This is a genomic window from Oceanobacillus sp. J11TS1 (genome assembly GCF_018333215.1).
In the GTDB taxonomy this organism is placed as follows: Bacteria; Bacillota; Bacilli; order Bacillales; family Amphibacillaceae; genus Oceanobacillus.
Genome location: NZ_BORO01000014.1, coordinates 79,985 through 91,046, shown reverse-complemented (window position 1 = coordinate 91,046; position 11,062 = coordinate 79,985). Strand labels below are relative to the sequence as shown.

Below are 11,062 nucleotides of genomic sequence, written 5' to 3'. Positions count from 1 at the left end.
TGCTGTATGTCCATCATATTCACCTCCTTAAATTGAAGTCATCATGTAGTACAGAAATGCTAATGCCGCTATATAACCCAACACGTGAAACCACTTGTAAAAGCGTTCACTCATATGCGGGACCTCAAGAAATCTTCATGATCTTGCTCGATTGCGACAACTATCATTTTGATTGCGTTCAATTCTGCGATGTATTTTTCAATCTTGTTGATTTCTTCTAGCGATCTAGTTGCGTTTTCTGCGTAAACAATTGCTTTTGAGATATCGCCATCCCGTAGAGCTAATCCTTCATTTTCTCGGCAATACTTATAGCAATCTTTTTCTTTTTGTAATCTTTCAAAAATGTTTTTCATAATAACCCTCCTAATCTGATAAATCCTGTAATCATTTGAGTAAAAGGTGCTGCAATATCTACTGCCGCGTATAAAGCCATTAGCATTTCCGGGTTGTTTGTGATTTTGCACCATTTCAGCAAATCCTCTGCTTTCAACTCCACTCGGCCTGTTTCTAACTTGGCTATATTACTGCGAGACATTTCCATACGATCAGCCATAAATTCTTGGCTAAATTTTGCCCCCTTCCTCATTTTGACAAGCGCCTTTGCCATCTCCATAACGTCAATTTCACCTCCTTTAATGTTCGTTATAAGAACATAATCAGAATGTTCCGAAAGAGAACAGCAATACTAGGTTGATAGAGTTATAATGTAATTACCGACAACCCTCAGTTGGTTTCTAGTTTGCTTGTTTAATTTGTTGGTCTATCCAGTTCATCAAAGCGCTGTACGGAATGCGAATCTTTTCAGCTTCTTTGATGGACGGGAAACCATTATGTTTAGATTGTCTGCATAATTCATAAACTGCAGATTTCCCAACTCTTAATATTTCAGCTGCTTCAGGAACTGTAAGAAATCTAGGCGTGTTTTTATATCCGTGAGACTGAAGCATTCTTTCAATATCTCGTAGATGCTTTTCGTTCTCTTCACGAATGATTTGGCGAATGGATTCTTCCATGGACATTTAGATCACTCCTTTTTAGTGCATTCAGCGCAATACACGCTTGTTCCGCCGAAGTCACCGTCTGTTAATATGGATTGAAGCAATTCGGTATCGACTTCCTGTTCGATTCCGCAAGATGGACAAATAGAAAAGATTTCATCTTCATATAAATCAACCATCTTAGTTGTTCCGTTTTCGGAAGTTATTTTGTGGTATAGCATCAGATCACATCCTTTAAGTCACTAATATCAACTTTGAATTGAATAGCCATTTCTTTAACTACCTGGATATAGATTTCTACTAATCTTTTATCTTCTGAAATGCAATCTAGCTTATTAATTTTGTTGATATAAGTTTTTGACATTCCTTGAGCAAGTGCTCTTTCTTTGCGATTGTTAAGGCGTAATTCTAATTTACATTTAGCTTTCTTTTCGAATCGCTCGTAACTAAGATTTCTAACACTGCGATACGGTTCAACACCTGTCCATTTAGCAGCAATCTTTTTGAGAACTACGTCAGTGGTGCTTCTCCATTCATCGCTGTTCATAGATACAATGTTGGAAATGTTATTAACTTCATTTTGAGTTTGCAAAGCCAGCCGTTTAACTTCTTTTGTTTCAAGTTCATTCTTCGCTACCGCTTGAAACATTTGATTCATCATTTGAAGTTCTGGACTTAGTTGTGTTGTATCGATTTCTGGTTTGTTACTTGTTAGTTGTTTTTCCATTTCTTCAAAACGAGTGACATATTCAGCGGTGAACAAAATGCCTTTTTCACCAGTCATTTTGTTGGCTACCATGTCGCAACCTTTTTTGGTTAGAAGGAAGCACGGCCTTGTCTGGTTGTTGCTGTCTTTATAAGACGATTCAATAAAGAAATCTGCCGAATCCAATTTTGGATTGGGGTCTAAAACCTGTTTATATCCTTGAATGTTTCGCATTAAGTGAGCGTGAGTTTTATCAGTCATTTTTGCTACTTCACGACTTTCTGTTACGAGTTGTCCGTTGTGAGAAATTACTTTTAATTGGTTCATATGATTACCTCCTGTCTTTTAGATCACTTTATGGTTCTCTAGTTCACTTCTAGTTAACTCATTGTCTAAAAAAATATAATCGGGCCTAGATTTGAACACAGCGGCTATCTTGACTGCTAACTCATAAGTTAATCGGCGCTTACCATTTTCAATCATCCAATAGTATTCTTTGGATATACCTACTTGGTCAGCAACTTCTTGGTAAGTTAAGTTCTCTCTGGTGCGAATTTCTTTTAATTTATCAAGCGCCATTTTTATCACTCCCTTCCGGTTAACTCGAGGTTAACTTTAGTATAATTCACATATAGTTAACTTGTCAAGCGTATATCTATAAAAAGTTCCTTTTTAGTTAATTTAAATGAAATTAACAATTAGTTAACTTATAATGGAGGTGAAACAAATGCTCTTATTGGTAAAGGAGAAAACACCTATGGATGGAAAGAGATTAAGGGAATTGAGGAAGGCGAAAAAGTTAACACAGGCAGAACTAGGGAAAATAATTAATGTTACTAAAGTTTCTATTTCTGGTTATGAAAGTGGAGATAGAACTCCGGATACTGATAATTTGAGAAGGTTAGCTGATTACTTTGGTGTTACGTCAGATTACTTGTTAGGAAGAACTAATGATCCAGATTTAACTGCAGTAGATGAAAAAGATATCGCAAAAAGAATAGCGAAAATGAGAAAAGATTTAGAAGAAGGCACTGGAGAAGATGGTTTGAACTTTATGGGTGAGCCGATGAGTGAAGATGCAAAGGAATCTTTATTAGAAGCTCTAGAGTACGCAGAACGTCAGGCAACAAGAATAAATAAAAAATACGCCCCAAACAAATATAAAAATAGAGAGAATCAGTAATTCAGCGGGGGTTTTACTATGTGGATTAAAGAGACTGTTGAAGATATAACAAAAAAGTACAAGACGAACGATCCTTATGAAATAATTGCTGCAAAAAACATTATTCTTGTTGAAAGAGATATGCACGAGGACATTTATGGGTTTTACAAGTATATAAGAAGAAATAAGTTTATTTTTCTTAATTCTAAATTGAGCGATGCAATCAAAAAGTTTACTAGCGCCCATGAATTAGGACACGTTGAGCTCCATTCTAAGACTAATACACCTTTTTTACGACGCAAAACCCTTCTCTCGGTTGATAAGATTGAGCAAGAGGCCAATCGATTCGCTGTTGAGATGCTTTTGCCAGATAAATCGATTCATGAGTACAAAAACACAAATCTATCTATTAAAGAAATTGGTGGCATACATGGTGTTCCTAACGAGGTTATCCACCTAAAAAAATTTTAATATGCTTATAGGAATATTTGTCCAATGCAGACCTTGTGCTACTATAATTTATAGGCGACAATAACTGTTTCTTTAACAGATTACATAGATATAAAACTAAATGAGGGGTTGGTTTAAGTGAGAACTACAGAATTTGTATTAGGTTTAATCGGAGGAATTATTGGATTTGGGGCTGCTATACTCGCCTTAATGATAGGTGGTATTGATGCTGCATTTAGTGAGACTGGAACAAGTGAAATATCTGGTTTAGGATGGGCAGCATTTTTGTTTTCAGCGCTAGCTATCGTAGGTTCCGTTGTTGTTAAATCAAAAGCAAAATTGGGTGGAATTTTATTATTAATTTCAGCTGTCGGTGGACTTATTAGCATTTCTATGTTTTATCTAGTTTCTGCTATTTTAATTGGTGTAGCTGGTCTTATGGGCGTTATTAAAAAAGATAAAACTAAAGATTCAGCTGCAGCTTAAAGGAGTGGATTTTTTGAAGAAATTATTTCTCGCTTTATTACTTACTACATTATTAGCAGCTTGCGGAAGTGATGATGCAGAAAAAGATGTTAACGCTGATGCGGAACCAAGAGAGTTGGAAGAAACTGATTCTGGAATAGAAGATGGAAAAACACTTAACACAACAGACGATCCAATGGAAATCATTACAGATGATCAATACGATGCGTTTGTTGATGGCGCAGCCGAATATAAAGTGGTTGGTAAGTATACCAATGAAGAAACCGACGAAAACGGAATGGTAACTGTTGAAAAAGACGGATATACAGCGAAATTTGCTTTTATAATAGTAGAAAATTCGGACGGTGAAGAATTGGTCTATATGATGGGGGAACATGAAAACGACAACCCAGATAGCGATAGAATAGGGATATTTGGAGTAGATATTAAAACTAGCGAAAAGGAAACGATAGCGGATGCAATTGGAACTGATTTTATTGAACCAGATACGCGTGCTAAGTTTGCTGAAAGCATCTATTTTGAATATGGCGTTCCAGAATCATTCGAATTTACGATGAAAGAACCAATTGATAAAGAAGTTTATAAAGAAGAAATGTTACCAGAAGACAAAGAGCCGAATGATTGGAAAGACTTTGAATTTCACAAACAGTAATTGCGACTGAATAAACTAACTGAAGGTGTACTTAGTACGCCTTCTCTTTTAACAACAAACAGAACATACATTCTTTGCAGGGGGATTTTTAATGAAAATCACATCACTAGAAGAAAAGAGAAGACAAAAAGCGATGAGCGAGATGGTAAAACTACCTGTCTATGATTCTATTTATCTTAATGATGACGGGCAAGTAATGGGGAAGTTAGTCGATTATAAAGAAATCCCAAGATATTATTTAGAGAATGAAGGTGATTTATAATGCGTGGGCATATCATTAAACGAGGTAAGAAGTATTCCATCGTAGTTGATATCGGAAGAGACCACAATAATAAGCGAAAACAGAAATGGTTTTCGGGTTATGAGAGAAAAAAAGATGCAGAAGAAGATTTACCTAATATTATTAGTAAGTTGAAAAAAGGATACACTGATCCTGCTAATATGACAATGGAAGAATATTTTAATCAATGGTTAGACAGAAAAAAGAGCACCGTTGCTCCTGGAACATACGAGCATTACGAATCATACATGAGAAAGCATATAATCCCGGGATTAGGTCGATGGAAAATAAGTAAATTAGAGAGTTATCATATCGAATCTTTTATCGATGAAGTTAATGAAAAAGAACTATCTCAACGCAGCAAAAAGCATATTTATCGCATCTTATCTAGCGCTCTTTTAAGAGGAAAAAAATATGGAATCAAAGAAGGTATTATGGAAGATATAGAGGCTCCTAAAGTCGATAAAAAAGAAATAGAGTATTGGTCAGAGGATGAAGTAACAGAGTTTATGAGCAATTTAAAAAGTAAGAATCACGCAATGCCGATATTGCTATCACTTGCTACTGGGATGCGCAGAGGTGAAGTTTTAGGTTTGAAATGGAATAAGGTTGACTTTGCTAACAAAACAATATCCGTTACACATCAATTAAAAAAAGACGATGAAGGGAAATGGGAATTGTCTTCCCAACTAAAAACTCCCACGAGCTATAGAACAATTGAAATAGATGATGATACAATAGAAATATTGAAAGAACATAAGCGACAGCAACGTAAAGATCAAATGAGTTGCGGAAGTGATTACCAAGATAACGGTTTGGTGTGTGCTACTTCAACCGGAGGATTTATACGGCCGACGTATTTGAGGACTGTATTTACACGTACTCTTAAAAAGAGTAATGTTAAAAAAATTAGCTTCCACGGGCTTAGACACACTCATGCTACACTCTTATTAAAATCCGGTGTGCATCCAAAAGTTGTACAAGAGCGTTTAGGACATCGGTCTATCCAAACGACTTTAGATACTTATTCACATGTTATCCCCGGGATTCAAAAAATCGCTGCAACAAGTATACAAAAGTCGTTATATGGAAATAATGATAAAGGGAAATCCGCAAACTCGATTGCAAACAAAAGTGCTAACTTCACATTGCATGAGATTAAATCAGATGAATATTAATTGTTGTTGTTAATACCTGTTTAAATCAGTTTTTACGAAGAGGAATACCTCCTGTTGGTTTCCGGTACCAGGTTTGCCGGGGGTTCGAATCCCTCTGGGCGCGTAACTTTAGAATGCTAATGATTATTATATTACTAAATGACGATAAATTTTAGTTTACAACCTATGTTCTGATTTTTATCTTGTAATAATATGCTGAAAAGCTAATAGTCACTATCACTTTAACAGATAGGATTTTCTCTTATTCTAGATGTACAACATGGCTTTAGCTATCATAAGTTTTATAAATAAAAAAGATTATAACACTCCCCCTCAATTAGAGTTCAGTTCTCACACTCTAATTGAGGGGTTCTCTTTATCATCAACGTCAACCACTAACATCTACTTTATTATTAAAAAACAAAACACTCACCAATATTAGTGTAATTAAACTTTTTCACGTACAAGGCTTGTTAAATATTCCATTGCCTCCTCTTCATCTTCTCCTTCGATAATCAGTTTGATTTCCTCTCCTTTTGTTAAAGCTAGACTCATCAGCCCCATAATACTTTTTGCATTCACTTTTTTGTGATCATTCTCCAAAAATATGTGGGAATTAAATCTGTTCGCTTCTTGAACAAAATAAGCTGCCGGTCTTGCTTGTAGTCCTGAATCCAGTTCAATTTTCACCGTTTTCTCAACCACCAAATTCACTCTCCTGTCTTTAAGTAAACGCCTTCATTTTTTTAAAAGCAGAGAAAACTCTGCATATGTTTAACGGCGATGTCATTAATATATATTTATTGCATTATATCATATTCTGCAGATGCTAGCATTAATTACCAAGTTGTAATTCTCCGCGCTTAATTTTATCTGCAAATTCATCTATTTTCTTCAGACGATGATTAACCCCTGATTTAGAAATAGTACCGCTTGAAACAAGTTCACCCAATTCCTTTAAAGATACTTCCTCGTACTGTATGCGCAGCTTAGCAATTTCCTGTAATTTTTCTGGAAGCTGCTCTAACCCAACTGTTCGCTCAATCAGTTTGATATTTTCTATTTGGCGGAAAGCTGCACCAATGGTTTTATTTAAGTTTGCTGTTTCACAATTTACTAATCGATTGACAGAGTTCCGCATATCACGAACGATTCGTACATCTTCAAATTTTAATAATGCTTGATGAGCTCCGATAATGCTTAGAAAATCAGTAATTCGCTCTGCTTCTTTCATATAAACAATATGGCCGTTTTTACGTTCTAATGTTCTTGCATGTAAATCATACCCATTCAGAAGCTTTTTTAAGGCTTCTGCATGTTCCTCGTAATAATTGAAAATCTCCAAATGATAGGAAGATGTTTCTGGATTATTCATTGATCCGCCTGCTAGAAATGCTCCACGTAAATAAGACTTTCGGCAGCATTCCTTTTCTAAGTACTTCTCAGAAATGGTACGAACAATTTGGTATTGGTTTTCCATTAAATCCAAATCTTTCAATAAGGATTGAACGCCATTTTTCATTCGAACGATATAGACATTATTCTTTTTTAGTTTCATCTTTTTACGGACAAGCAGTTCTACAGGCAATGTATAATTTTGCTTAATTAATGTGTAGATACGCCTTGCAATGGCTGCATTCTCAGTCTGGACATCCAGCCCATAACCTTGCTTTGATATAGAAATAACGCCATTCATTCGAACTAATGCAGCTAGTTCAGCAAACTGACAGCAAGAATCCGATTGAATAGCGGTTAGTTCTTTCTTGATATCTGATGCGAAGGACATGGTATCACACTCCTTCCCTTTTAAAACCTTATGCACACATACTATAAAAATTGATAAAGCATTTCAGCAATTTTAACATTATTATGACGGAGGGTTCCATCTTTATGCTTTACAACGATATTACCTGGCACGACTTGAACATTCATCGCTTTTAGCCGATCAATATCTGCTTCCACTGGAAACGCCCCTTCTTTCTTATAAATATCCTGTATTTGTTGATCTATGGGTTGGTTATGGACAATAACATAATCCACACACGCATCACCAACATGATCGTGAATTGCCTGAACATGATCTGCTGCAGAATAACTTGTTGTCTCTCCATATTGAGTCATGATATTGCAAACATAGACAATCTTTGCCTTTGCTTTTAATAAAGCTTCTTTTACCTCTGGGACAATCAAATTCGGCATAATGGAGGTATATAAACTTCCTGGAGAAACAACAATAAGATCTGCCGTTTGAATGGATTCAATGGCATTTGGCAATGGTTTTAGAGGCTGCGGCTCTAAGAAAACACGCTTAATCCGTTTTCCAGACAAAGGAATATTGGACTCTCCATGAATAATCTCTCCATCCTCCATAATGGCGTGCAGAGACATATTCTCATTAGAAATAGGGAAAATTTCCCCTTTGACATTTAAAACGCGAGATATCTCTTTTATTCCCTGATTAAAATTACCAGTCATCGATGTCATTGCTGCCAATAATAAATTTCCTAAGGAGTGTCCAGTCAGTCCATTCCCCTCTTGAAATCGATGTTGAAAAAGTTCTAACAGCATTGGCTCGGCATCCGATAGTGCTGCAATAACATTTCGAATATCTCCGGGGGCAGGAATTTCCATCTCGGATCGAATTCTTCCTGTACTGCCTCCATCATCCGCTACCGTCACAACTGCTCTAAGATCTACTGGCAGATTCTTTAATCCCCGAAGCAGAACCGGCATTCCTGTTCCTCCGCCAATAGCTGTTATTTTTGGGATATAACTCATGGCGATTTTACCTTTCTTTTTTCAATATCCCGGTGACTTACATGTGTAATATACTCATCACCAAATTGTTTTGAAAAATACTCGGCTAACGCAACCGAACGGTGTTGCCCGCCAGTACAGCCAACAGCAATTACCAACTGAGACTTACCTTCTTTTTTATACTGCGGAAACATAAACCGGAATAAATCATTTAATTTCTCTATAAATAATTGCGTATCCGACCACTTAAACACATAAGAAAAGACTTCCTGATTAAGTCCGGTCAAAGGCTTAAGGGTCGATACATAATGTGGATTTGGCAAAAAACGGACATCAAAAACTAAATCTGCATCAATTGGAAGCCCGTATTTAAATCCAAATGATAAGAAATGAACCGAAAATACTTCTTGCTTTTCCTCTTTATATAATTCAAGGATTTTTTCACGTAAATCTCTCGGCTTGAGATTGGAAGTATCAATAATTCGTTGCGAGCGGCCACGTAATTCATCAATGATCACTCTCTCCTGGTGGATTCCGTTCAGAGGCAGTCCGCCGACAGCCAGCGGATGAGAGCGTCTTGTTTCTTTATATCTTGAAACCAATGTTTCATCGGTAGCATCTAAAAATAAAATATGACTTTGAATCCACGATGCATGACTAATTGCATCTAATGCCTTGTATAAGGAATCAAAAAATTCTCTTCCCCGTAAGTCCATTACAAGGGCTACTTTTTGAATCGTGTTAGAGGCATCCTTCATCAATTCTAAAAATTTGGGAAGAAGTGCAGGAGGTAAATTATCTACACAATAATAACCTAAATCTTCAAAGCTTTGTATCGCAACTGTTTTTCCAGCTCCTGACATCCCTGTAATAATAACGAGCTTTGTTTCTTTTTCTTGGTTCACTGAACTCTCCCCTTTCAAACCTCTTCCGACACACAGCTTTTTTCAGCGGGACCGATAATCGCAGTCTAAGCCTCAGGTCACCTAAGTCCTTACCCACCAATCCTATTACTGTATTTATTGTATCTATATATTCATTATACAACGAAAAAAATCATTACACCAAGAATTTTTCCCTTTTCCTTTATTTGTATCCCCTTCAGAAAAAGATAAAAAGCGTTAAAATAAGTGCATAAAAAAATGGACAGGTGATTTACCTGTCCCAAAACTAATCTATCTATTAAAAGGGGGTCAATTAGTTATTTCTATCTTAACCTTTTATTATTTCACACGTGTTACAGCTAAGTTAAGAAGCAATTACCAGATATTAATTTTTTTATACAAAATATACCTGTAGGCGGAGGCCTCTTTCCAATTCAAGTCTTTTTAATAACTTTCGAACCGGAAATCACCTAAAATCCGACAATAAATGTGTTTAATCTTCTAATGTCTCCACATATTTAATAGCTGTTTCAGCAGCAATACTTCCATCACCAGTAGCTGTTACAATCTGTCTAAGATCTTTTGCCCGAATATCTCCAGCTGCAAAAATTCCAGGTACGTTGGTCTCCATGTTCTCAGATGTTGGAATATACCCTTCGTCATCCGTAATTCCTAAATCTTTGAATGGATCATTTAAAGGAAGCATACCGATATAAATAAATACACCGCTGGTAGGAAAATCATATACTTCATTTGTTTTTGTGTTTTTTAATGTAATACTGCTGACTTTTCCATCTGTCCCATTAATCTTCTCTGCAACTGTGTCCCAAATGAATTCAATTTTATCATTCTCAAAAGCACGGTCTTGAAGGATACGTTGTGCCCGCAATTCATCACGACGATGGATAATTGTAACTTTGCTCGCAAAACGCGTTAAATATACACCTTCTTCTACAGCGGAATCTCCTCCGCCAACAACCACTAACTCTTTATTTTTAAAGAAAGCTCCATCACATACTGCACAATAGGAAACTCCGCGTCCACCTAGCTCTTCTTCGCCTGGAATGCCAAGTTTTTTATACTGTGCTCCTGTGGCAATAATTAAAGCTTTTGTATGATATACTTTCTTTCCTGCATGAATGGTTTTGTAATTACCATGATCTTCAATCGATTTAATATCGCCATACGCATACGCTGCTCCGAATTTTTTCGCATGGTCAAACATTTTATTCGACAAATCCGGTCCTAAAATATGGTCAAATCCAGGATAGTTTTCAACATCCTCTGTATTGGCCATTTGTCCACCAGGAATTCCTCTTTCTAGCATAAGTGTATCTAAATTTGCTCGGGATGCATAAACAGCTGCTGTCATACCAGCTGGACCAGCCCCAGCAATAATTACATCATATATTTTTTCTTCGGACATTCTTATACCGCCCCTTTATCTTTATAATAGTAGTATTCTTATTCCACCGTATAGTCTAATCAAATTAAGATATGACGTCTATTTTTTTGCTCATTTCAGGGTGG

The 11,062-nt window shown here is 36.3% G+C and carries 17 protein-coding genes; 6 read left to right on the top strand and 11 right to left on the bottom strand.

What is annotated here, in order from left to right:
- Positions 1-110 precede the first annotated feature (110 nt).
- The 6 genes from KI343_RS12440 to KI343_RS12415 all read right to left on the bottom strand — a co-directional run bounded on the left by KI343_RS12440 (position 111) and on the right by KI343_RS12415 (position 2,283).
- On the bottom strand, positions 111-353 hold the full coding sequence (locus KI343_RS12440) for a hypothetical protein (RefSeq protein ID WP_212926744.1): 243 nt from the start codon (positions 351-353) through the stop codon (positions 111-113).
- A complete protein-coding gene (locus tag KI343_RS12435; RefSeq protein ID WP_212926743.1) occupies positions 350-613 on the bottom strand; it encodes a helix-turn-helix domain-containing protein in 264 nt (87 codons plus the stop codon). The genes KI343_RS12440 and KI343_RS12435 overlap by 4 nt, the downstream gene beginning before the upstream one ends.
- Positions 614-734: 121 nt before the next feature.
- On the bottom strand, positions 735-1,019 hold the full coding sequence (locus KI343_RS12430) for a helix-turn-helix domain-containing protein (RefSeq protein WP_212926742.1): 285 nt from the start codon (positions 1,017-1,019) through the stop codon (positions 735-737).
- A 5-nt stretch (positions 1,020-1,024) separates the two neighbouring features.
- Positions 1,025-1,219 (bottom strand): hypothetical protein, encoded by a 195-nt coding sequence (locus tag KI343_RS12425; RefSeq protein WP_212926741.1) that lies wholly within the window; start codon positions 1,217-1,219, stop codon positions 1,025-1,027.
- Positions 1,219-2,031: a Rha family transcriptional regulator gene (locus KI343_RS12420; protein WP_212926740.1), complete on the bottom strand. Its 813-nt coding sequence runs from the start codon at positions 2,029-2,031 to the stop codon at positions 1,219-1,221. The genes KI343_RS12425 and KI343_RS12420 overlap by 1 nt, the downstream gene beginning before the upstream one ends.
- Positions 2,032-2,049: 18 nt before the next feature.
- Positions 2,050-2,283 (bottom strand): helix-turn-helix transcriptional regulator, encoded by a 234-nt coding sequence (locus KI343_RS12415; RefSeq protein ID WP_212926739.1) that lies wholly within the window; start codon positions 2,281-2,283, stop codon positions 2,050-2,052.
- 178 nt (positions 2,284-2,461) lie between these two features.
- Here KI343_RS12415 and KI343_RS12410 point away from each other — a divergent pair, with 178 nt between their 5' ends.
- The 6 genes from KI343_RS12410 to KI343_RS12385 all read left to right on the top strand — a co-directional run bounded on the left by KI343_RS12410 (position 2,462) and on the right by KI343_RS12385 (position 5,912).
- Positions 2,462-2,887: a helix-turn-helix domain-containing protein gene (locus KI343_RS12410; protein ID WP_212926738.1), complete on the top strand. Its 426-nt coding sequence runs from the start codon at positions 2,462-2,464 to the stop codon at positions 2,885-2,887.
- Between the two features lie 18 nt (positions 2,888-2,905).
- Entirely contained in the window at positions 2,906-3,337 is a 432-nt protein-coding gene (locus tag KI343_RS12405) for an ImmA/IrrE family metallo-endopeptidase (protein ID WP_212926737.1), read from the top strand.
- A gap of 117 nt (positions 3,338-3,454) precedes the next feature.
- Positions 3,455-3,802, top strand: a complete 348-nt coding sequence (locus KI343_RS12400) for a DUF4064 domain-containing protein (RefSeq protein WP_212926736.1) — start codon at positions 3,455-3,457, stop codon at positions 3,800-3,802.
- Between the two features lie 13 nt (positions 3,803-3,815).
- Positions 3,816-4,454: a hypothetical protein gene (locus KI343_RS12395; RefSeq protein ID WP_212926735.1), complete on the top strand. Its 639-nt coding sequence runs from the start codon at positions 3,816-3,818 to the stop codon at positions 4,452-4,454.
- A gap of 91 nt (positions 4,455-4,545) precedes the next feature.
- Entirely contained in the window at positions 4,546-4,716 is a 171-nt protein-coding gene (locus tag KI343_RS12390) for a hypothetical protein (RefSeq protein WP_212926734.1), read from the top strand.
- Positions 4,716-5,912, top strand: a complete 1,197-nt coding sequence (locus KI343_RS12385) for a tyrosine-type recombinase/integrase (RefSeq protein ID WP_212926733.1) — start codon at positions 4,716-4,718, stop codon at positions 5,910-5,912. The genes KI343_RS12390 and KI343_RS12385 overlap by 1 nt, the downstream gene beginning before the upstream one ends.
- A 426-nt stretch (positions 5,913-6,338) precedes the next feature.
- On the opposite strand, the gene KI343_RS12380 is transcribed toward KI343_RS12385, so the two are convergent.
- The 5 genes from KI343_RS12380 to trxB all read right to left on the bottom strand — a co-directional run bounded on the left by KI343_RS12380 (position 6,339) and on the right by trxB (position 10,958).
- Entirely contained in the window at positions 6,339-6,596 is a 258-nt protein-coding gene (locus KI343_RS12380; RefSeq protein ID WP_212926732.1) for an HPr family phosphocarrier protein, read from the bottom strand.
- Positions 6,597-6,726: 130 nt separating this feature from the next.
- Positions 6,727-7,677, bottom strand: a complete 951-nt coding sequence (gene whiA, locus KI343_RS12375) for a DNA-binding protein WhiA (RefSeq protein ID WP_212926731.1) — start codon at positions 7,675-7,677, stop codon at positions 6,727-6,729.
- 41 nt (positions 7,678-7,718) lie between these two features.
- Positions 7,719-8,669, bottom strand: coding sequence for a gluconeogenesis factor YvcK family protein (locus tag KI343_RS12370; protein ID WP_212926730.1), 951 nt, complete (start codon positions 8,667-8,669; stop codon positions 7,719-7,721).
- Positions 8,666-9,553, bottom strand: a complete 888-nt coding sequence (gene rapZ / locus KI343_RS12365) for an RNase adapter RapZ (protein ID WP_212926729.1) — start codon at positions 9,551-9,553, stop codon at positions 8,666-8,668. The genes KI343_RS12370 and rapZ overlap by 4 nt, the downstream gene beginning before the upstream one ends.
- A gap of 472 nt (positions 9,554-10,025) precedes the next feature.
- On the bottom strand, positions 10,026-10,958 hold the full coding sequence (gene trxB, locus KI343_RS12360) for a thioredoxin-disulfide reductase (RefSeq protein WP_212926728.1): 933 nt from the start codon (positions 10,956-10,958) through the stop codon (positions 10,026-10,028).
- Between the last annotated feature and the right edge of the window lie 104 nt (positions 10,959-11,062).